Source organism: Streptomyces filamentosus (genome assembly GCF_014654895.1).
Lineage (GTDB): Bacteria > Actinomycetota > Actinomycetes > Streptomycetales > Streptomycetaceae > Streptomyces > Streptomyces filamentosus.
This window is the reverse complement of the sequence record NZ_BNBE01000001.1, coordinates 275,563-299,494: the sequence shown is the minus strand read 5'-3', so window position 1 is coordinate 299,494 and position 23,932 is coordinate 275,563. Positions and strand designations below refer to the sequence as shown.

At 74.9% G+C, this 23,932-nt stretch carries 2 protein-coding genes and 1 pseudogene; 2 read left to right on the top strand and 1 reads right to left on the bottom strand.

Translation table 11 applies throughout. The features are described 5' to 3' along the window. Positions 1-117 precede the first annotated feature (117 nt). Together IE326_RS01450 and IE326_RS01445 are read left to right on the top strand one after the other, a co-directional pair. Positions 118-11,064, top strand: a complete 10,947-nt coding sequence (locus IE326_RS01450; protein WP_190040591.1) for a type I polyketide synthase — start codon at positions 118-120, stop codon at positions 11,062-11,064. A gap of 22 nt (positions 11,065-11,086) precedes the next feature. Next, positions 11,087-21,622, top strand: coding sequence for an SDR family NAD(P)-dependent oxidoreductase (locus IE326_RS01445; RefSeq protein WP_190040590.1), 10,536 nt, complete (start codon positions 11,087-11,089; stop codon positions 21,620-21,622). A gap of 736 nt (positions 21,623-22,358) precedes the next feature. On the opposite strand, the pseudogene IE326_RS01440 reads toward IE326_RS01445, so the two are convergent. Further along, positions 22,359-23,873: pseudogene (locus IE326_RS01440) on the bottom strand (MFS transporter); the annotation flags it as partial. Positions 23,874-23,932: the final 59 nt, after the last annotated feature.

The window sequence follows — 23,932 nt, the reverse complement described above, 5'->3', positions numbered from 1 at the left end:
CCGTCATTAGCTTGGGGACATATGGCCGGGGCGTGAGTCGAATTCCGCCCGGAGTCCCAGGGCCTCTGCCCGATCTTCCGACCGCCGGAAAACCGAACGAATAGTGGAGTGCGCGGAATGAGCGAGTCCGAGAACGTGGTCACCGGGACGGGCAGCACCTCGGAGCAGGGGAACAGCACGCTGGCCCGCCACCTGGCAGGCCGGCGCCCCGCCGAGCAGCTGCGCGCCGCCTTCGCCGTCGTCGAACAGCAGGTCCTCGCGACGCTCCGGCACGCCGGGGCCCAGGTCCCCCGGGCCGTCGAGGGCGGCCGCCCCTTCCTGGAGATCGGCTTCGACTCCCTCGCCGCCGTCGACCTCCACGCCCGGCTCGTCGCCGCCACCGGACTCGACCTGCCCGTCACCCTCGCCTACGACCACCCCACCCCGCTCGCCCTCGCCGGCCACCTGCGCTCCACCGCCCTCGGCCTGACCGCGCAGGAGGTCACCGCCGAACGCGCCGGCGACGACGACGACCCGATCGTCGTCATCGGCGTCGGCTGCCGCTTCCCCGGCGGCGTCGCCTCCCCCGAGGACCTGTGGGAGCTGGTGCGCGGCGAGGCCGAGGTCCTCTCCGAGTTCCCCCGCGACCGCGGCTGGGACGTCGACGGCATGTACGACCCCGACCCCGACGCCACCGGCAAGAGCTACGTCCGCGAGGGCGGCTTCCTCACCGAGGCCACCCTCTTCGACGCCGACTTCTTCGGGATCAGCCCCCGCGAGGCGATCTCCATGGACCCCCAGCAGCGCCAGGTCCTGGAGACCGCCTGGGAGGCCCTCGAACGGGCCGGGATCGCCCCGGACTCGCTGCGCGGCGGCCGCACCGGCGTCTTCGTCGGCGCCGAGGTCCACGACTACGGCGTCCGCATCCAGGAGGCGCCGGAGGGCCTCGAAGGCTATCTGATGACCGGCAACACGCCGAGCGTCATCTCCGGCCGCCTCTCCTACCTCCTCGGCCTGGAGGGCCCCGCCGTCACCCTCGACACCGCCTGCTCCGGCTCCCTCGTCGCCCTCCACCTCGCCGCCCACTCCCTGCGCCAGGGCGAGAGCTCCCTCGCCCTCGCCGGCGGCGTCACCGTCATGGGCAGCCCCGGCATGTTCGCCGCCTTCAGCCGGCAGCGCGGCCTCGCCGCCGACGGCCGCTGCAAGCCCTTCGCCGCCGCCGCCGACGGCACCGGATTCGCCGAGGGCGTCGGCATGTTCGTCCTCGAACGGCTCTCCGACGCCCGCCGCAACAACCACCGCGTCCTCGCCGTCATCCGCTCCACCGCCGTCAACCAGGACGGCGCCAGCAACGGCCTGACCGCCCCCAACGGCCCCTCCCAGCAGCGGCTCATCCGCCAGGCCCTCGCCAACGCCGGCCTCGCCGCCGCCGACGTCGACGCCATGGAGGCGCACGGCACCGGCACCACCCTCGGCGACCCCATCGAGGCCCAGGCCATCCTCGCCACCTACGGCCAGGACCGCCCCGAGGACCGGCCCCTGTGGCTCGGCTCCATCAAGTCGAACCTCGGCCACACCCAGGCCGCCGGCGGCGCCGCCAGCGTCATCAAGCTCATCATGGGCATGCGGCACGGCACCCTCCCCAAGACCCTCCACGTCGACGCCCCCACCCCCCACGTCGACTGGACCACCGGCCACGTCCGGCTCCTCACCGAAGCCACCCCCTGGCAGCCCGCCGAGGGCCGCCCCCGCCGCGCCGCCGTCTCCGCGTTCGGCATCAGCGGCACCAACGCCCACCTCATCATCGAGGAGCCGCCCGCCGAGCAGGCCGCCCCCGCCACGGAGCCGGAGGCGCCGGCCGCCGGCGTCCCCACCCCCTGGGCCGTCTCCGGCCGCGGCACCGAAGCGCTCCGCGCCCAGGCCGCCCGGCTCGCCGCCTTCGCCGCCGGCTCCGCCGAACCGCCCGCCGCGATCGGCCACGCCCTCGTCGCCACCCGCTCCCCCCACGACGACCGCGCCGTCGTCCTCGCCGAGGACCGCGACTCCTTCGTGGCCGCCCTCGGCGCGCTCGCCGAGGGCGTGCCCGTCGACGCCGTCGTCACCGGCCGCGCCCAGCCGGGCCTGCTGGCCTTCCTCTTCACCGGCCAGGGCGCCCAGCGCCTCGCCATGGGACGCGAACTCTACGACGCCTTCCCGGTGTTCGCCGACGCCCTCGACGACGCCGCCGACCTGCTCGACCTCCAGCTCGACACCCCCCTCCTCGACGTCGTCTTCGCCGAGCCCGGCACCCCCGAGGCGGCCCTCCTCGACGGGACCGCCTACACCCAGCCCGCCCTCTTCGCCGTCGAGGTCGCCCTCTACCGGCTCGCCGAATCCCTCGGCCTGCGCCCCGACTACCTCGCCGGCCACTCCGTCGGCGAGATCGCCGCCGCGCACGTCGCCGGGGTCTTCTCCCTGGAGGACGCCTGCCTCCTGGTGGCCGCCCGGGGCCGCCTCATGCAGGAGCTGCCCGCCGGCGGCGTCATGGCCGCCGTCCGGGCGAGCGAGGCGGACGTCCTCCCCCTCCTCGCCGGCCGCGAGCACGAGGTGGGCATCGCCGCCGTCAACGGCCCCGCCTCGCTCGTCCTCTCCGGCACCGGCGACGCCGTCGACGACCTCACCGCGGCCCTCGCCGACCGGGGGATCACGGCGAAGCGCCTCACCGTCTCGCACGCCTTCCACTCGCCCCTCATGGAGCCGATGCTCGACGAGTTCCGCCGCGTCGCGAGCGCGCTGCGCGCCCGCACCCCCGAGACACCCGTCGTCTCCAACGTCACCGGCACCCTCGTCACCGGCGACGAACTCGCCGACCCCGAGTACTGGGTGCGGCACGTCCGCCAGGCGGTCCGGTTCGCCGACGGCGTCCGCGCGCTGGAGGGCGCGGGTGTCACCACGTACCTCGAACTCGGCCCCGACGGCGTCCTCACCGCGATGGCCCAGCCCTGCCTCCAGGACCCCGACGCGGCCCTCCTCACGACCGTCCTCCGCAAGGACCGCCCCGAGGCCCGGCAGTTCCTGACCGCCGTCGCCCAGGCGTACACCCGCGGCCACGAGGTCGACTGGGAGGGCCTGTTCCCCGCCCGGGAGGAACCGCTCCCCGAGCTGCCGACGTACGCCTTCCAGCGCCGCCGCTACTGGCTGGAGCCGGCCGGCTCCGCCACCGACCCGGCCGCCGTCGGCCAGCTCCCCGTCGACCACCCCTTCCTCGGCGCGGGCGTCCAGCTCCCCGGCTCCGACAGCGTCGTCCTCACCGGCCGCCTCGACCTGGGCACCAGCCCCTGGCTCGCGGACCACGCCATCCGCGGCCGGGTCCTCCTCCCCGGCACGGCCTTCGTCGAACTCGCGGTCCACGCGGGCGACCACGTCGGCCACGAGACCCTGGAGGAGCTGACCCTCCACGCCCCGCTCGGCCTCCCCGAGCACGGCGGGGTCTCCGTCCAGGTCCTGGTCGGCCCCGCCGACGCCTCGGACCGCCGCACGGTCTCCGTCCACTCGCGCCCCGACGGCGCCTCCGCCGACACCCCGTGGACCCGCCACGCCGAGGGCGTCCTCGCCCCCGCGACGGCCCCGCACGACCCGGACGGCCTCACCGCCTGGCCGCCGCGCGACGCCACCCCCCTCGACGTGTCCGGCGCCTACGCCCGCATGGTCGAGCAGGGCTACGACTACGGGCCCGTCTTCCAGGGCCTGCGCGCCGCCTGGCGGCGCGGCGACGAGGTCTACGCCGAGATCGGCCTCCCGGACGGCGAGCGGGCCGCCGCGGCCGGCTTCGGCCTGCACCCCGCCCTCCTCGACGCCGCCCTCCAGGCCGCCGACCTGCCCTTCCAGACCGGCGCCGGCGGCACGGACGACACCGACGCCACCCTGCTGCCCTTCGCGTGGAACGACGTCACCCTCCACGCGAACGGCGCCGACGCGCTGCGCGTCCGCATCACCGTCACCAGCCGCGAGCAGGCGTCCCTCTTCCTCGCGGACGGCACCGGCCTGCCCGTCATGACGGTGGGCTCCATGGTGGCCCGCCCCGTCACCGCCGCCCAGCTGGAGACGGCGAACCCCGGCGCCGACCCGCTGTACGCCCCCGTCCACAAGGAACTGGCCGCCGAGCCCGCGGCCTCCCCGGCCGCCGCGTTCGGCACGGACGCGGTGATCGTGCCGATCGACGGAGCGGACCTCCGGGCCACCCTGGCCCACGTCCTGACGCTCCTTCAGGAGACGGTGGACCGCGACGGATCCGGGCCGACGGCCTTCGTGCTCGTCCCCGGCCCGGACGCCGACCCGGTGGTCACCGGAGCGGTTCTCGGCCTGGTGCGTGCGGCCCAGGCCGAGAACCCGGACCGGCTCGTCCTCGTCGAATGGGACGGCGCCGACGCCTCCCTGCACATCCTGCCGTCCGGTGAGCCGGAGGTCGTCCTGCGGGGCGGTGGGGTTCTCGTGCCGCGTCTGGCGCGGGTTTCGGCGGGTGTGCGGGAGGTGTCGTTCGACGGTGCGGGGACGGTGTTGGTCACCGGTGGCACGGGTGGTCTGGGCGCGGTGGTGGCCCGGCACTTGGTGGCGGAACACGGCGTGCGGCACCTGCTGTTGGTGAGCCGGCGGGGGCTGGAGGCTCCTGGTGCGGTGGACCTGGTGGAGGAGCTGGCTTCGCTGGGTGCGGAGTCGGTGGTGGTGGAGTCGGTGGACGTGTCGGAGCGGGAGGCTCTGGCGGAGGTGCTGGGCCGGATTCCGTCCGGGCGTCCGTTGTCGGCCGTGGTCCACACGGCGGGTGTGGTGGACGACGGTGTGTTGTCGTCGCTGACGCCGGAGCGTCTGGATGGTGTGCTGCGTCCGAAGGCGGACGCGGCGCGTCATCTGGACGAGCTGACGCGGGGGATGGATCTCAGCGCGTTCGTGTTGTTCTCGTCGATGGCGGGCACGCTCGACGGTGCGGGTCAGGGGAACTACGCGGCTGCCAACGGTTATCTGGACGCGCTGGCCCGTCGTCGGGTCTCCGAGGGTCTTCCCGCGCTGTCCCTCGCGTGGGGTCTGTGGGACACCGGGGCGGGCATGGGCGGCAAGCTCACCCGCGCCGACATCGACCGGCTCAACTCCTCCGGAATGATCGGACTCGACGCGGCGGAGAGCCTCGCGCTCTTCGACGCCGCCCTCACGAGCGACGTGCCCGTCGCCGCCCCCGTCCGCCTCCACCCGGCGGACCTGCGCGCCCGCCCCGGCGGCGTGCCGGCCCTGCTCCGCGACCTCGTCCGCGCCCCCGGCCGGCGGGCGGCCGCGGCCGGCCCCACGACCACGGCCGACACCCCCATCGCGCAGCGGCTCGCCGGCCTCCCGGCGGACGAGCGCACCCGGGCCCTGCTCGACCTGGTCCGCACCCACGTGGCGGCCGTCCTCCACCACGAGAGCGGCTCGGCCATCGACCCCAAGAGGGCCTTCACCGAGATCGGCTTCGACTCGCTGTCCGCCGTCGACCTCCGCAACCGGCTCAACGCCGAGACCGGGCTGCGCCTGCCCGCCACGCTCGTCTTCGACTACCCGACCCCGCAGGCCCTCGCCGACCACATCAAGGAGACGGTCCTCGGCGCCGAGACCCCGGCCGCCGAGAACCCGCCGGCCGTCACGGTCTCGGACGACGAGCCGATCGCGATCGTCGGCATGAGCTGCCGCTTCCCCGGCGACGTGCGCAACCCCGAGGAACTGTGGGAACTGCTCGCCGCAGGCCGCGACGGCATCTCCCGCTTCCCCGCCAACCGCGGCTGGGACGTCCAGGGCCTGTACGACCCCGAGCCCGGCACCCCCGGCAAGACGTACTCCGACGAGGGCGGCTTCCTCCACGACGCCGCCGACTTCGACGCCCAGTTCTTCGGGATCAGCCCGCGCGAGGCGCTGGCGACGGATCCGCAGCAGCGGCTGCTGCTTGAGGCGTCGTGGGAGGCGATCGAGCGGGCGGGCATCGACCCGTCGTCGCTGAAGGGTTCGCAGACCGGTGTCTTCGCCGGCGTCATGTACCACGACTACGCCTCCCGCCTCGGCGGCCAGGTCCCCGAGGACCTGGAGACCTACCTCGGCAACGGAAGCCTCGGCAGTGTGGTCTCCGGCCGGGTGGCGTACGCCCTGGGCCTGGAGGGTCCGGCGGTGTCGGTGGACACGGCGTGCTCGTCGTCGCTGGTGGCCCTGCACTGGGCCATTCAGGCCCTGCGCCGTGGTGAGTGCTCGCTCGCTCTGGCGGGTGGTGTGACGGTGATGGCGACGCCGGAGACCTTCGTGGACTTCAGCCGGCAGCGTGGTCTCGCCGCCGACGGCCGGTGCAAGGCGTTCGCGGAGGCCGCGGACGGTACGGGCTGGGGCGAGGGCGTCGGCGTCCTCGTCGTGGAGCGTCTCTCCGATGCCCGCGCGAAGGGACACCAGGTCCTGGCGGTGGTGCGGGGCTCGGCCGTCAACCAGGACGGTGCGAGCAATGGTCTGACCGCCCCCAACGGCCCCTCCCAGCAGCGCGTCATCCGCGCCGCCCTCGCCGACGCGGGTCTGTCGGCCGCCGACGTGGACGCCGTCGAGGCGCACGGCACCGGCACCCGCCTCGGTGACCCGATCGAGGCGCAGGCCCTCCTCGCCACCTACGGCCAGGAGCGCCCGGAGGGCCGGCCGCTGTGGCTCGGCTCGGTCAAGTCGAACCTCGGACACACCCAGGCCGCCGCCGGCGTCGCCGGTGTGATCAAGATGGTGCAGGCCATGCGGAACGGTCTGCTGCCGAAGACGCTGCACGTGGATGCTCCCTCGTCGCACGTCGACTGGTCGGCGGGCGAGGTCGAGCTGCTGACGGAGTCCCGGCCGTGGGAGGCGTCCGGGACTGCCCCGCGCAGGGCGGGCGTGTCGTCCTTCGGCATCAGCGGCACCAACGCTCACGTGATCATCGAGGAGGCTCCGTCCGCCGAGGCGGAGGTGACGGCGGGGGAGTGGCCTTCGGGAGTCCCGGTGCCGTGGATCGTCTCCGGCAGCACCCCCACCGCCCTGCGGGCCCAGGCCGACCAGCTCCGGGCCTTCGCCTCCGCGACGGCCCCCTCTCCCGTGGACCTCGGACACGCGCTCGCCACCACGCGCGCGGTCCTCGACCACCGGGCCGTGGTGCTCGGCTCCGGACTCGACGCCCTGACCGAGGGGCTCGGCGGGATGGAACCCGGCCGACGACTCGAAGGCCAGCTGGCGTTCCTGTTCACGGGTCAGGGTGCGCAGCGGGTGGGGATGGCGGAGGGTCTTGCGGCCGCGTTCCCGGTCTTCGCGACCGCTCTGGACGAGGTGTCTGAACTCCTGGACGGGCAGGGCGCGTTCGAGCGTCCGCTGCGTGAGGTGATCAAGGGCTCCGGTGAGCTGCTGAACCAGACGGTCTACACCCAGCCCGCGCTCTTCGCCGTCGAGGTGGCCTTGTTCCGTCTCGTTGAGTCCCTGGGCGTCCGGCCGGACTATCTGGCGGGTCATTCGGTGGGCGAGATCGCTGCCGCCCACGTGGCCGGGGTGTTCTCCCTGGAGGACGCCTGTCACCTGGTCGTCGCCCGTGGCCGCCTGATGCAGGCGTTGCCTTCCGGCGGGGTGATGGTCGCGGTCCGGGCGGCCGAGGCGGACGTGCTTCCCCTGCTGGCCGGCCGCGAGGCCGAGGTCGGCATAGCCGCCGTCAACGGTCCTTCCTCCACAGTGATTTCGGGTGCCGAGGCGGCCGTGGAGAAGGTCGTGGCGGTGCTGGAGGAGAAGGGGATCGGAGCGGTCCGGCTGTCCGTCTCTCACGCCTTCCACTCGCCGTTGATGGATCCGATGCTGGAGGAGTTCCGGCAGGTCGTGCGTGGTCTGGCCTACGCGGAGCCGCGTATCGCGGTCGTGTCGAACGTGACCGGCCGTCTCGCGGAGGCGTCCGACCTCACGGACCCGGAGTACTGGGTGCGGCACGTCCGCCAGGCGGTCCGGTTCGCCGACGGCGTCCGCGCCCTGGAGGGCGCGGGTGTCACCTCGTACCTCGAACTCGGGCCCGACGGCATCCTGACCGCGATGGCCCAGGCGTCCCTGGAGGAGCCCGACAACGCGCTCCTCGTCCCGGCCCTGCGCCGCGAGCGCGACGAGCCCACGACCTTCCTCACCGCCCTCGGCGCCCTCTTCGAAGCCGGCGTGGACGTCGACTGGGCCGCGCTCTTCGCCGGTACCGGTGCCCGTCGCGTCGACCTCCCCACGTACGCCTTCCAGCACGAGCACTACTGGCTCGACGCCGTCGCCGCCCCCGGTGACGCCGCCTCGCTGGGGCAGGCGGCGACCGAGCACCCCTTCCTCGGCGCGGCCATCGAACTGCCCGACTCGGCGGGCTACCTGCTCACCGGCCGGGTCGGCCTCGACACGCACCCCTGGCTCGCCGACCACACGGTGGCCGGTGCGGTGCTGCTGCCGGGGACGGCCTTCGTCGACATGGCGATCCGGGCGGCCCGGCACAAGGGCCAGACCCATCTGGAGGAGCTGACCCTCCAGTCGCCGCTCGTCCTGCCCGAGCACGGCGGGGTCCAGATCCGCGTCACCGTGGGCGACCCCGACGAGGGCGGCCGGTGGCCGTTCTCGGTGCACTCCCGGGAGGAGGGCGCGCCCGCGGACCGCGCCTGGTCGCTGCACGCCACCGGCGCGCTCACCGACGCGGCCCCGCACGCCCCCGCCGGTCTGGGCGTGTGGCCGCCCAAGGGGGCCGTCGCCGTCGACCTGGACGGCGTGTACGGCGAACTCGCCGCCGCCGGCCTCGCCTACGGCCCCGTCTTCCAGGGGCTGCGGGCCGCCTGGAAGCGGAACGGCGAGGTCTTCGCCGAGGTCACCCTGCCGGAGGCGTCGCACGGGGCCGCGGCCACGTTCGCCCTCCACCCCGCGCTGCTGGACTCCGCCCTGCACGCGACCGAACTGCTCGACAACTCCCGGCGCGGCACGGAAGGGGCCTCGCTCCCCTTCGCCTGGACGGACGTGTTCCTGCACGCCGAGGGGGTGACCGCCCTGCGCGTGAAGGTCTCGTCGGCGGCCCCCGACGAGTCCTCCCTCGTCATCGCCGACAGTGCGGGCCTGCCGGTCATGTCGGTCGGCTCGATGGTGGCGCGCCCGCTGTCGGCCGCCCAGATCGCGGCGGCGGGGCGGACGGACGGCGCGGGCGCCCTGTACCGCACGGAGTGGACCGGGGTGTCCGTCGACCCGGCCGCGGTCCTGGAGGGCCGCTGGGCGCTCGTGGGCCCCGGGTCGTACGCCTGGGCGGCCGAGTGGGGCGTGGAGACGGCGGACGGGCTCGACGCCGTCGCCGGCGCGGGCGTCGTGCTCGTACCGGTGGGCGGAGGAGGGCTGCGGGACGAGCTGGCGCGCGTCCTCGGCCTCCTCCAGGGATGGCTCGCCGACGGTCGGTACGAGGGCGGCAGGCTCGTCGTGGTGACGGAGTCCGGCACCGACGACCTGGTGGACGGCGCCGTCACCGGCCTGGTGCGTGCGGCCCAGGCCGAGAACCCGGACCGGATCGTCCTCGTGCGGTCGGACGGATCCGACGCCTCCCTGCGGGCCCTGCCCGCCGCCGTCGCCTCGGGCGAGCCGGAACTCTCCCTTCACGGGGGCGAGGTGCGGGCCCCCCGGCTGGCTCCGGCTCAGGCCGGGGTGCGGGAGGTGTCGTTCGGCGGTGCGGGGACGGTGCTGGTCACCGGTGGCACGGGTGGTCTGGGCGCGGTGGTGGCCCGGCACCTGGTGGCGGAACACGGCGTGCGGCACCTGCTGTTGGTGAGCCGGCGGGGGCTGGAGGCCCCCGGAGCGCCCGGACTCGTCGGTGAACTGGCTTCGCTGGGTGCGGAGTCGGTGGTGGTGGAGTCGGTGGACGTGTCGGAGCGGGAGGCCCTGGCGGAGGTGCTGGGCCGGATCCCGGCCGGGCGTCCGTTGTCGGCCGTGGTCCACACGGCGGGTGTGGTGGACGACGGTGTGCTGTCGTCGCTCACGCCGGAGCGCCTGGAGGTGGTCCTGCGCCCGAAGGCGGACGCGGCGCGTCACCTGGACGAGCTGACGCGGGGTATGGATCTCAGCGCGTTCGTCCTGTTCTCGTCGATGGCGGGCACGCTCGACGGTGCGGGTCAGGGCAACTATGCGGCTGCCAATGGCTATCTGGACGCGCTGGCGCGTCGTCGGGTCGCCGAGGGTCTTCCCGCGCTCTCCCTCGCGTGGGGTCTGTGGGACACCGGGGCGGGCATGGGCGGCAAGCTCACCCGCGCCGACGTCCACCGCATCAACGCCTCCGGGGTCGTCGGCCTGTCGGAGGAGGACAGCCTTGCCCTCCTCGACGCGGCCCTCACCGCCGAGGAGGCGGTGCTCATGCCCGTACGGCTCGACCCGGCGGGCCTCCGGGGCCGCACCGGCGGCGTACCGGCCCTGCTGCGCGGCCTGGTCGCCCCGGACGCCGCCCGGCCCGCCCGGCAGGCGCGGGAGGCGCGGGCCGCGGCGGCCCCGGCGGCGGACGAGAGCCTGGAGCAGCAGCTCTCCGGCCTGGCGGAGGACGAGCAGCTGCACCTCCTCCAGAACCTGGTCTGCGCGCACGTGGCCGCGGTCCTGGGACACGTCTCCGCCGCCACCGTGGACCCGGCCAGGTCCTTCCAGGAGGTCGGCTTCGACTCGCTGACCGCGATCGAACTGCGCAACCGGCTCAACAAGGCGACCGGGCAGCGGCTCCCCGCGACGCTGATCTTCGACTACCCGAGCCCGGTGGCCCTGTCGAAGTACCTCCTCGCCGAACTGCTCCCCGGCATCCCCGAGGCCGCCGCCCCGGCCGGCGGGCTCGACGAGGAGACGTTCCGCAGGGCGCTCGACGCCCTCACGCTGGCACGCGTCAGCGAGGCCGGGCTGCTCGACTCGCTCCTCGCGCTGGCGGCGCCGGAGGGCGCCGCCGGGACTCCGCGGACGGAGACCGGCACGGACGCCGGCCCGGACTCCGGTCCGGACACGGCCGCCGACCAGAGCGAAACGATCATGGCCATGGACGTCGAGGCCCTGCTGGCCGAGGCGGCCCGACGCAGCGATTCCGAGTGACCGAGGAAGGCGTACAGCAATCGTGAGTACTTCTGTCGAGCAGATAGCGGAAGCGCTGCGCAACTCCCTTCTGGAGAACGAGCGGCTCCGCCGGCGGCACGACCAGGTCACCGCCGCCGCCCGGGAACCGATCGCCATCGTCGGCATGAGCTGCCGGTTCCCCGGCGGGGTGGAGAACCCGGACGACCTGTGGCGGCTGGTCGCCGAAGGCCGGGACGCGGTCACGCCGTTCCCCTCCGACCGCGGCTGGGACCTCGACGGCGTCTTCGACACCGATGCCTCGCGCTCCGGCAAGACGTACGCGAAGGAGGGCGGGTTCCTGCACGACGCCCCGCTCTTCGACGCCTCGTTCTTCAGCATGAGCCCTCACGAGGCGGCCGCCACGGACCCGCAGCAGCGGGTGATCCTGGAGGCGTCGTGGGAGGCGTTCGAGCAGGCCGGCATCGACGCGGAGACCCTGCGCGGAAGCCAGACGTCGGTGTTCGTCGGCGTCATGGCGGCCGACTACCACGCCCGTCCCGGGACGGTGCCCGAGGGCGCCGAGGGCTTCCTCGTCGTGGGCACCGACAGCAGCGTCGTCTCGGGCCGGGTCTCCTACAGCCTCGGCCTCGAAGGCCAGGCCGTCTCCATCGACACGGCCTGCTCCTCCTCGCTGGTGGCCCTGCACCTCGCCTGCCAGTCGCTGCGGCAGGGCACCTCCTCCCTCGCCCTCGCCGGTGGTGTGACGGTCATGTCCACCCCCCGCACCTTCGTCGAGTTCAGCCGGCAGCGCGGCCTCGCCCCGGACGGCCGCTGCAAGTCCTTCGCCGAGGCCGCCGACGGCACCGGCTGGTCGGAAGGCGTGGGCCTGCTCGTCCTGGAGCGCCTGTCCGACGCCCGCCGCAACGGCCACCGCGTGCTCGCCGTGGTACGCGGCTCCGCCCTCAACCAGGACGGCGCCAGCAACGGCCTGACCGCCCCCAACGGCCCCTCCCAGCAGCGCGTCATCCGCGCCGCCCTCGCCGACGCCCGGCTGGCTCCCGCCGACGTCGACGCCGTCGAGGCGCACGGCACCGGCACCCGCCTCGGCGACCCCATCGAGGCCCAGGCCCTCCTCGCCACCTACGGCAGGGAGCGCCCCGGCGACCGGCCGCTGTGGCTGGGCTCGATCAAGTCCAACATGGGGCACACGCAGGCCGCCGCGGGCGCCGCGGGCATCATCAAGATGGTGCAGGCGATGCGGCACGGAGTCCTGCCGAAGACGCTGCACGTCGACGCCCCCACGTCCCAGGTGGACTGGGAGGCCGGAGCCGTCGCCCTCCTCACGGACGCCCGCCCGTGGGAGAAGGAGGACGGCGCGCCGCGCCGGGCCGCCGTCTCGTCGTTCGGCATCAGCGGCACCAACGCCCACGTGATCATCGAGGAGGCGCCGGAGACCGCCGACGCCGACGACACCGCCACCGGCGAGCCGAGGCCGGACGCCGAGCCCCTCGCCTGGGCGCCCGCTCCGGCGGCCCCGGCGGACCGGACGGCACGGGCGGGGGAGACGGAAGGAGCGGGGGAGACTCAGGACCCGGCGGGCACGGCCTCCCGTGACGCGCGCGCCCTCCCCGTCCTCCTCTCCGCCGCCGACGAACCGGCGCTCAGGGCCCAGGCCGCCCGCCTCCTCCACCGGCTGGAGACGGGCGACGAGCCGCGCCACCAGGACCTCGCCCACTCCCTCGCGCTCACCCGGGCCACCCTCGAACACCGCGCCGTCCTCACCGCGCCGGACCGCCCCGCCCTCCTCGCCGGACTCCGTGCCCTCGCCGAGGGCACGGAACCGGCGGAGGGAGCCGGCACCGTGATCCGGGGCGCCGCGGCCCGGGAACCCCGCACCGTCCTCGTCCTCCCCGGCCTCGAAGCCGCCCCCGGAGAGACCGCGGACCAAGCCCCCTGGCTCCGCGTCGCCCGCGAACTGTCCGCGTCCTCACCGCTGTTCGCCGCACACCTGCGGACCACGGCCCTCGCGCTCGGCGCCCACGGCGACACCGGCCCGGACCTGACCCGCGTCGTCGGCGGCGAGCCGGACGCGCCCTCGCCCGACGACCCGGCCGTCGCCCGCGCCGGAGCCTTCGCCGTACAGCTCGCGCTCGCCGCCCTCTGGCGCGCCCACGGACTGCGGCCCGCCGCCGTCCTCGGCCACGGCTCCGGCGGCATCGCCGCCGCCCACCTCGCCGGCGGACTCTCCCTGGACGAAGCCGCCCGCCTCGCCGCCGACCCCGCCGCCGGACCCCCGGCCGCGACCGGACGTCCCGGCGGCGCGCAGCTCCTCCTGACCCGCACCGAGGAGGAGTACGCCGAGGCGACCGCCGCCCTCGTCGCGGGCGGCCACACCCTCTTCGTCGACGCGGGCCCCGCGCCCGCGCCCGCCGGCCCCGTCCTGGCCGCCGCGACCGAGGACTTCACCCCGGCCGTCATCGGTCCGCCCGCCCCCGGCGAGCCCGCCGCCGTCGCCTTCGCGGAAGCACTCGGCCGCGCCCACGTCCTCGGCGCCCCCGTCGACTGGGAGGCGTTCCACGCGGGCGGCGGCGCCCGCCGCCTCGACCTCCCCACGTACGCCTTCCAGCGCCGGCGCCACTGGCCGGACTCCCTCGGGGACGCCGGCGACCCCACCGCCTGGGGCCTGGGCAAGGCGGACCACCCCCTCCTCGGCGCGGCGATCGCCCTCGCCGACGCGGACGAGGCGCTCCTCACCGGACGGCTGAGCCTGGAGACCCAGCCGTGGCTCGCCGACCACGCCGCGGGGGACACGGTCCTGCTCCCCGGCACCGCCTTCGTCGAGATGGCGATCCGCGCCGGCGACCAGGTCGGCTGCGGCCTCCTCGACGAGCTGACCCTCACCGCGCCGCTGGTCCTGCCCCCGCGCGGCGGGGTCCGGATGCAGGTCTCCGTCGGCACCGCCGACGCGGACGGGCGGCGCCCGGTCCGGATCCATGCGCGCCCCGACGACCAGGACGACGAGCCCGGCACGCCGTGGACCCTCCACGCCACCGGCACCCTCGCCCCCGAGCGGCCGGCGCCCGCCGCCGACCTGGGGACCTGGCCCCCGAAGGGCGCCACCGCCGTCGACGTGAGCGACCTCTACCCGCGCATGGCGGAGCAGGGCTACGGCTACGGGCCCGCCTTCCAGGGCCTGCGCGCCGTCTGGAAGCGCGGCGACGAACTCTTCGCCGAGGTCGAACTCCCCGAGCCCGTACGGGACCAGGCCGCGCGCTTCGGCCTGCACCCCGCCCTGCTGGACGCGGCACTCCACGCCGCGGGCGCCGACACGGACCCGGCCGCCGGAGATCCCGCGGCCGCCCTCCGCCTCCCCTTCGCCTGGAGCGGCGTACGGCTCCACGCCACGGGAGCGGGAGCCCTGCGCGTCCGCCTCACCGGCTCCGGCCCCGACACCCTGGCGCTGGACATCGCCGGCGCGGACGGCGCCCCCGTGGCCACCGTGGCCTCCCTCGCCCTGCGGGCCGTGGACCCGAAGCGGCTCACCGCCGCCCCCGCCCTCGCGCACGACTCCCTGTTCCGCGTGGAGTGGACGAAGGCCCCGGAGGCCACCGCCGCCGGGACGCACCCGGACGCGGTGGTCGTCACCGTCGGGAGCGGCGGACTCCGCGACGAACTGGAAAAGATCCTGACGACCCTTCAGGACTGGCTGGCCGAACCGGAGTCCGAGGACTCCCGGCTGGTCGTCGTCGCCGGACGGGACACCGACGACCTGGTCCGCGGAGCGGTTCTCGGACTGGTGCGTGCGGCCCAGGCCGAGAACCCCGACCGGATCGTGTGGGTGGAGCGGCAGGACGCCGACGGCCCCCTCCCTGCCCTGCCGTCCGGTGAGCCGGAGGTCGTCCTGCGGGGCGGTGGGGTTCTCGTGCCGCGTCTGGCGCGGGTTTCGGCGGGTGTGCGGGAGGTGTCGTTCGACGGTGCGGGGACGGTGTTGGTCACCGGTGGTACGGGTGGTCTGGGTGCGGTGGTGGCCCGGCACCTGGTGGCGGAACACGGCGTGCGGCACCTGCTGTTGGTGAGTCGGCGGGGGCTGGAGGCTCCTGGTGCGGTGGACCTGGTGGAGGAGCTGGCTTCGTTGGGTGCGGAGTCGGTGGTGGTGGAGTCGGTGGACGTGTCGGAGCGGGAGGCTCTGGCGGAGGTGTTGGGGCGGATTCCGGCCGGGCGTGCGTTGTCGGCCGTGGTCCACACGGCGGGTGTGGTGGACGACGGTGTGTTGTCCTCGCTCACGCCGGAGCGCCTGGAGGTGGTCCTGCGCCCGAAGGCGGACGCGGCGCGTCATCTGGACGAGCTGACGCGGGGGATGGATCTCAGCGCGTTCGTCCTGTTCTCGTCGATGGCGGGCACGCTCGACGGTGCGGGTCAGGGCAACTATGCGGCTGCCAACGGTTATCTGGACGCGCTGGCGCGTCGTCGGGTCTCCGAGGGTCTTCCCGCGCTCTCCCTCGCGTGGGGTCTGTGGGACACCGGGGCGGGCATGGGCGGCAAGCTCACCCGCGCCGACATCGACCGCATCGCGGCAGACGGCGTCCTCGCGCTCACCGCCGAGGAGGGCACCGCGCTCTTCGACGCCGCCCTCGCCTCCGACGAACCCGTCCTGCTGCCCGTACGCTGGGACTTCGCCGCCGTGCGCCGCGCCGCCCGCCCCGTCCCGGCCATGCTCCGCACCCTCGTCCCGGCCCCCGCCCGCCGGGCGAGCGCCGGAACCGCGGACCCCGGCTCCACCGGTCTGCGGGACCGCCTGGCGCGCCTGTCGGCGGACGAACGCGACACCTTCCTGGTCGACCTCGTGCGCTCGGAGGTCTCGGCGGTCCTCGGACACGGCGGCAAGGACGCCGTGGAACCGCAGCGCGCGTTCAAGGAACTCGGCTTCGACTCCCTCGCGGCGGTCACCCTGCGCAACCGCCTCGGCAAGGCGACCGGACTGCGGCTGCCCGCCACCCTCGTCTTCGACTACCCCGCCTCCGACGTCCTCGCCCGCTTCCTCAAGAGCGAACTGGTCGAGGACCGCGACGAGGGCCCCGCCGCGACCGCCCCGGCCGTCGTGCTCTCCGACGACGAGCCGATCGCGATCGTCGGCATGAGCTGCCGCTTCCCCGGCGACGTGCGCAACCCCGAGGAACTGTGGGAACTGCTCGCCGCAGGCCGCGACGGCATCACCGGCTTCCCGGAGGACCGGGGCTGGGACATCGAGGGCCTGTACGACCCCGAGCCCGGCGTCCCCGGCAAGAGCCTCGCCCGCGAGGGCGGCTTCCTCCACGACGCGGCCGACTTCGACGCCGAGTTCTTCAGCATGGGTCCGCGCGAGGCGCTGGCGACGGATCCGCAGCAGCGGCTGCTGCTTGAGGCGTCGTGGGAGGCGATCGAGCGGGCGGGCATCGACCCGTCGTCGCTGAAGGGCTCCCAGACCGGCGTCTTCGCCGGCGTCATGTACCACGACTACGGCACCCGCCTCGGCACGGTGCCCGAGGACGTCAGCGGCTACCTCGGCAACGGAAGCCTCGGCAGTGTGGTCTCCGGCCGGGTGGCGTACGCCCTGGGCCTGGAGGGTCCGGCGGTGTCGGTGGACACGGCGTGCTCGTCGTCGCTGGTGGCCCTGCACTGGGCCATCCAGGCCCTGCGCCGGGGTGAGTGCTCGCTCGCCCTGGCGGGTGGTGTGACGGTGATGGCGACGCCGGAGACCTTCGTGGACTTCAGCCGTCAGCGTGGTCTCGCGGCCGACGGCCGGTGCAAGGCGTTCGCGGAGGCCGCGGACGGTACGGGCTGGGGCGAGGGCGTCGGCGTCCTCGTCGTGGAGCGCCTCTCCGACGCCCGCGCCAAGGGACACCAGGTCCTGGCCGTCGTACGGGGTTCGGCGGTGAACCAGGACGGTGCGAGCAATGGTCTGACGGCCCCCAATGGTCCGTCGCAGCAGCGGGTGATCCGTGCGGCGCTGGCGAACGCGGGTCTGTCGGCGGCGGACGTGGACGCGGTCGAGGCGCACGGGACGGGCACGACCCTGGGCGATCCGATCGAGGCGCAGGCTCTGCTGGCGACGTATGGTCAGGAGCGCCCGGAGGGCCGGCCGCTGTGGCTCGGTTCGGTGAAGTCGAACCTGGGTCACACGCAGGCCGCTGCCGGCGTCGCCGGCATCATCAAGATGGTGCAGGCCATGCGGCACGGCGTGCTGCCGAAGACGCTTCACGTGGATGCTCCGTCGTCGCATGTGGACTGGTCGGCGGGTGAGGTCGAGCTGCTGACGGAGTCCCGGCCGTGGGAGGCGTCCGAGGGTGTTCCGCGTCGTGCGGGTGTCTCGTCGTTCGGCATCAGCGGCACCAACGCGCATGTGATTCTGGAGGAGGCTCCGTCCGTCGAGGCGGAGGCGGCGGTGGGGGAGTGGCCTTCGGGAGTCCCGGTGCCGTGGGTGGTGTCCGGACGCACGGAGGAGGCCATGCGCGAACAGGCTTCCCGTCTAAGGGCGTTCGCTGCCGGATCCGCCTCCGGTCCGCTCGATGTCGCCCACGCCGCGCTCACGTCGCGCACGAGGCACACGCACCGCGCGGTCGTGCTCGGCGCGACGCGCGAGGAACTCCTGGACGGCCTGGCCGCCGTGGCGGAGGGCTCGCCCTCCCCGCGTACGGTCGTCGGGCGCACCGGCGGTCGCCTCGCCTTCCTGTTCACGGGGCAGGGCGCGCAGCGGGTGGGGATGGCGGAGGGCCTTGCCGCCGCGTTCCCGTTCTTCGCCAAGGCCCTGGACGAGACGTGCGAACTCCTGGACGGACAGGGCGCGTTCGAACGTCCGCTGCGTGAGGTGATCAAGGACTCCGGTGAGCTGCTGGGGCAGACGGTCTACACCCAGCCCGCGCTCTTCGCCGTCGAGGTCGCGTTGTTCCGTCTGGTCGAGTCCCTGGGCGTCCGGCCGGACTATCTGGCGGGTCATTCGGTGGGCGAGATCGCCGCCGCCCACGTGGCGGGGGTGTTCTCGCTGGAGGACGCCTGCCGTCTCGTCGCGGCTCGTGGCCGTCTGATGCAGGCGTTGCCTTCCGGCGGGGTGATGGTCGCGGTCCGGGCGGCCGAGGCGGACGTACTCCCGCTGCTGGCCGGCCGTGAGGACGAGATCGGCATAGCCGCCGTCAACGGTCCTTCCTCCACGGTGATTTCGGGTGCCGAGGCGGCCGTCGAGAAGGTCGTTGCGGTGCTGGAGGAGCGTGGTGTCGCCACGCAGCGGCTGAAGGTCTCGCACGCCTTCCACTCGCCGTTGATGGATCCGATGCTGGAGGAGTTCCGGCAGGTCGTGCGTGGTCTGGCCTACGCGGAGCCGCGTATCGCGGTCGTGTCGAACGTGACCGGCCGGCTCGCGGAGGCGTCCGACCTCACCGACCCGGAGTACTGGGTGCGGCACGTCCGCCAGGCGGTCCGGTTCGCCGACGGCGTCCGCGCCCTGGAGGGCGCGGGTGTCACCTCGTACCTCGAACTCGGCCCCGACGGCATCCTGACCGCGATGGCCCAGGCGTCCCTGGAGGAGCCCGACAACGCTCTCCTCGTTCCGGCCCTGCGCCGCGAGCGCGACGAACCGACCACCTTCCTCACCGCCCTCGCGGAGCTCTTCGTCCGTGGGGCGGGCCTCGACGGCGAGGCGCTGTTCGGGGGCTTCGGTGCCCGGCGCGTCGACCTGCCCACGTACGCCTTCCAGCACGTGCGCTACTGGCTCGACGCGGCACCCGCCGCCGTGGACGCCTCGGCGCTGGGGCTGCGGCCGGCCGGGCACCCGCTGCTGGGCGCCGCGGTCGAGCTGCCCGACTCCGGCGGCGTCGCGCTGACGGGCCGGCTGTCGCAGGCCGCGCAGCCGTGGCTCGCCGACCACAGGGTGGCGGGCGCCGTCCTCGTGCCGGGCTCCGCCTTCGTCGAACTCGCCGTGCACGCCGGTGAGCACGCGGGCTGCGACCGGCTCGACGAGCTGACCCTCACCGCGCCCCTGCCGCTGCCCGAGCGGGGCGGCGTCCAGGTCCTGGTGACGGTCTCCGGGCCCGACGAGGCGGGGCGGCGGACGGTCAGGATCCACGCCCGGCCCGACGGCCAGGACCCGGACGCGGAGTGGACCGTCCACGCCGCCGGAACCCTGCTCCCCGCCTTCGCCCCCCTCACCGAACCCGCGCACCTGTCCGTCTGGCCCCCGGAAGGCGCCGAGGAGATCGAACTCCCCGACGCGTACGGCGAACTGGCCGGTCAGGGGTACGGATACGGGCCGGCCTTCCAGGGGCTGCGGCGGGCTTGGCGGGGGAGCGGCGAGATCCTCGCAGAGGTGGAGCTGCCGGAGGAGGACGCCCCCGGCGGCGGCGAGGGCTTCGGGCTGCACCCGGCACTCCTCGACGCGGCCCTGCACGCCTCCCTCCTGCCCACCGGCCTGCCCGAGGACCCCGAAGAGGGGCCGAGGCTGCCGTTCTCCTGGAACGGCGTGACGCTGTACTCCGCGGGCGCCACGGCCCTGCGGGTCAGGCTCCGCGAGGACGCCGCCGGAGCCCTGGCCGTCGACGCCTACGACACCTCCGGCGCCCCCGTCCTCACGGTCGGATCCCTGGTGGCACGCGCCGTCCCGGCCGGCGGGCCCGGCCCCTCCGGCCGGAGCGCGGGCGCCGCGCTCCACCGGGTCGTCTGGAGGGAGGCCGCCCCGGCCGGAGCCGGGGAGACGGAGCCGTACGTCCTCCTCGCCGACCTGGCCCGGACCCTCGACGACGGGGGCACCGTCCCCGGGACGATCGTCGTGCACGGAGCGGACGGAACGGAGGTGAAGGAAGGGGCGGACGGTACGGCTCCGGACCCGGCGCTTCCCGAGGCCGACCGGGCGCGGGCCGTGCTGCTCGGCACCGTCGGCGTGCTCCACGGGCTGCTCGCCGACGAACGGCTCGCCGCCGCACGTGTCGTGGTCGTCACCGAGGGAGCGGTCGCCGCCACCGGGGACGACGCCTCCGCCGACCTCACCCACGCCCCCCTGTGGGGCCTGGTCCGCTCCGTGCGCGAGGAGTACCCGGACCGCGTCGCCCTCGTCGACGTCGAGCCCGGCACCGGAGGGGACGACCGTCTCGCCGCCGCCGTGGCGCTCGGCGTCCCGGAGGTCGCCGTCCGCGGTGACCGGCTCCTGGTGCCCCGCCTCGTGCAGGCCGGCACCGGGGCGGAGGACGGGACGGGGCAGGCCGGACCGGCCGCCTTCGACCCCGACGGGACCGTGCTCGTCACCGGCGGGACCGGCGGACTGGGCGCGATCCTGGCCCGGCACCTCGTGACCGCGCACGGCGTGCGGCACCTGCTGCTGCTCAGCCGCTCCGGTGAACGGGCGCCCGGTGCCGAAGCCCTCCGGGACGAGCTCCTCGCCCTCGGCGCGGCCGGCGTCACGGTCCGGGCCTGCGACGTCGCGGACGAGACGGCCCTGGCCGACGCCGTGGCGGCACTGCCCGCCGGGCACCCGCTGACCGGCATCGTGCACACGGCGGGCGTCCTCGACGACGGGACCTTCGCCGCCCTCACCCCGGAACGCTTCGACACCGTCCTGCGGCCCAAACTGGACGCGGCCCTGCACCTGGACGCCCTGGCCACCCGCCAGGACGTGCGGTCCTTCGTCCTCTTCTCGTCGCTCGCCGGCACCACCGGCAGCGCCGGGCAGGCGAACTACGCAGCCGCCAACGCCTCGCTGGACGCCCTCGCCCGGCGGCGCAGGGCCGCCGGACTGCCCGGCCTCTCCCTGGCCTGGGGCCTGTGGGGAGCCGAGGACGGGGCGGACGGCATGGGGGAGGGCCTGAGCGAGACCGACCGGGCGCGGATGGCCCGCTCCGGAGTCGCCCCGCTCGACGTGCGGGAGGGCCTGGCCCTCTTCGACGCGGCCCTCCGCTCCGACGAGGCCGTCCTCGTCCCCGTACGGCTCGACACGGCGCCGATCAGGGCCCGGGCCGCGACGGAAGGGGTGCCCGCCCTCTTCAGGGAGCTCGTCACCGGACCCGTGCGCAGGGACCGGCGCCCGGCCGGGGCCGGGCGGACCGACGGGCCCGGCACGCTCGCCGGCCGCCTCGCCGGACTGTCCGACGCGGACCGGCGGGCGCTGCTCCTCACCCTGGTCCGCACCCATGTCGCCGCGGTCCTCGGCCACGCCGGACCGGAAGCCGTCGACGCCGAACGGGGCTTCTCCGAGCTGGGCTTCGACTCCCTCGCGGCGGTCGAGATGCGCAACAGGCTCGGCGCCGCGACCGGCCTGCGGCTGACCTCCACGCTCATCTACGACCACCCGACACCGGTGGCGGTCGCCGCGCACCTCCTCGGTGAACTCGTGGAGGAGACGGCCGAGCCCACCGTCGAGGACGAACTGGCCAGGCTGGAACGCCTCCTGGGCACCGCGACGCCCGACCCGGCCGAGCACGCCCGCATCGGGGCCAGGCTGCGCGCCCTGAGCGCCCGGTGGGCCGACGGCGCGGCGGGCGCGGAACGGGAGCAGGAGGAGGCGGACGGCGCCGGCGCGCTGGAGGCGGCCTCGGCCGACGACCTCTTCGACATCCTCGACAACGAACTCGGCCTCTGACCCCACCCGCCCACCCCGACCGTCCACCCGGCCCGTGCCGCGGAGCGCCCCCAGCGCCCCCGGCACGGGCCTTCGTCCTGCCCGCACCCGTCATCCCTTCCGCACCTGGCCTGGCACCCACCCCACCCCCGCACCCGGCACCCACCCCACGCCCGGACCCGGGACGCCCCGGACCCGGGCGCCCCGGGGCCCGGCGTTCTCGGTCTCGGGGCTCCCGCGCCGGGACCCTTCTGTCTCAGGGCCCCGCAGCGGAGGCGCCTCCGCGCCCGGGCCGTTCCCGCCCCCGGGCCGTTCCCGTCGCCCAGCCGCTCCCGCACGCATCCACTGCCCCCGACCCATCCCGCGTCCGCCCCGACCCATCCAACGTCCGCCCCGACCCGCCCCGTGCCCGCCCCCGACCCACCCCGTGCCGTCCCGTCCGTCCCCGGACACACGTGTGTGCCGGGGCGGCGAACCGGCCCGGCACTCACGTCTGTTCAGGTCACCACTGGGTCGACTGACCGCCGTCCCTCCGGTGGCGGGGGCCCTGCTGCCCCTGCGGGTCCTGCGCGTCGTACGTGCTCGGCGTCCCGTATCCGGTCGGCGTCCCGTATCCGGTCGAGGGGCCGTAGCCGTTCGGGGCGCCGTAGCCGTTCGAGGTGCCGTACTCCGGCGCGCCCTGCGCCGCGTAGGCGGCCGCCGTGGGCTGGGGCCGGTCCGCCTGCGGGGCCGGGGCGCAGTCGACGACCTTGGTCTGGGCGCCGATGCGGACCTGGCGCAGCAGGGTGAAGGCGAGCAGGGCCATCAGGGCCAGCAGGCCGGCGGCGGTGTACATCGCGATCTGGAGGCCGTGGGTGAAGGCCGCGCGGGACGCGGCGGCCAGCGCCTGGCCCAGGTCCTGCGGGACGCGGGTGGCGACGTCGAGGGCGTTGCCCAGGGTGTCCCGGGCGGACTCCAGGAGGGTCGGTTCGAGGCCGCTGGGGGCGTTCTCGGCGAGGTCCGAGCGGTAGACGGCGGTGCCGACGCTGCCGAGGACCGAGATGCCGAGCGCGCCGCCGAACTCGGTGGCGATCTGCGAGAGGCCCGAGACGGTGCCCGCCTTCTCCGGCGGGGCGGTGGCGATGATCATGTCGGAGGAGATGGTCAGGACGAGGGTGATGCCGCCGGCCATCGTCGCCGTTCCGGCGACCAGCGCGGCGACCCCGGTGCCGCCGTCGAGCTGCCCGAGGAGGACGAAGCCGACGGCGCCGATGAGGAGGCCCGCGCCGACGACGAACGCCGGGCGGACCCGCCGGACGACGATCGGGGCGAGGGCGGCGGCGGTCATGGCGGCGCCGGCCGCCGGGAGGGCGTACAGACCGGCGACGAACGGCCGCACACCGGCCACCATCTGGAGGTACTGGGTGGTGAAGAGGCTGGAACCCACCATCGAGAAGACACCGAGGGTGTTCGCGGTGATGGAGGCGGTGAAGCCCTTGCTGCGGAACAGCTTCACGTCCAGCATCGGCTGCGCCAGCGACTTCTGGCGGCGGAGGAAGACGTACCCGAGGAACAGGCCGGCCGCCATGACGACGAGCGGCGTGACGCTGATGCCGTCCTGGGCGATGTGCTGGATGCCGTAGATGGTCGGCAGCATCGACGCCAGCGACAGGACCGCGCTGAGCAGGTCGAACGGACCGGGGTTCGGGTCCTTGGACTCCGGCAGCATCACCGGCGCGAGCAGGATGAGCAGCGCCATGATCGGCAGGTTGACGAGGAAGACCGAGCCCCACCAGAAGTGCTCCAGGAGGGCACCGCCCATGAGGGGGCCGAGCATGGCGCCGGCGGCGAAGGCGCCGGTCCACACCGCGATGGCCACGCGGCGCTGCTCGTCGTCGTGGAACATGTTGCGGATCAGGGAGAGCGTCGACGGCATCAGCGTCGCGCCGCCGAGACCGAGCAGCGCCCGGGTCGCGATCAGCATCTCCGCGCTGTCCGAGTAGGCACCGAACGCGGACGCGAGGCCGAAGGCGGCGGCGCCGAAGAGCAGGAGTTTCCGGCGACCGATCCGGTCACCGAGCGTGCCCATCGTCAGCAGCAGCCCCGCGAGCATGAACGGGTAGATGTCGATGATCCACAGCAGCTGCGAGCTGCTGGGCTCCAGAGAAGCGCTGATCATCGGCAGTGCGTACGACAGGACGTGCATGTCGAGGGAGATCAGGAGGACGGGGAGGATCAGGACGGCGAGCCCGAACCATGCCTTGCGGTCGGCACGTTGCGTGTCTGCGTTCATAGAACTGAACCATACGTACGTCCTAGATGGTTGTCTAGTACGAGCGTATAAGCCGAGCG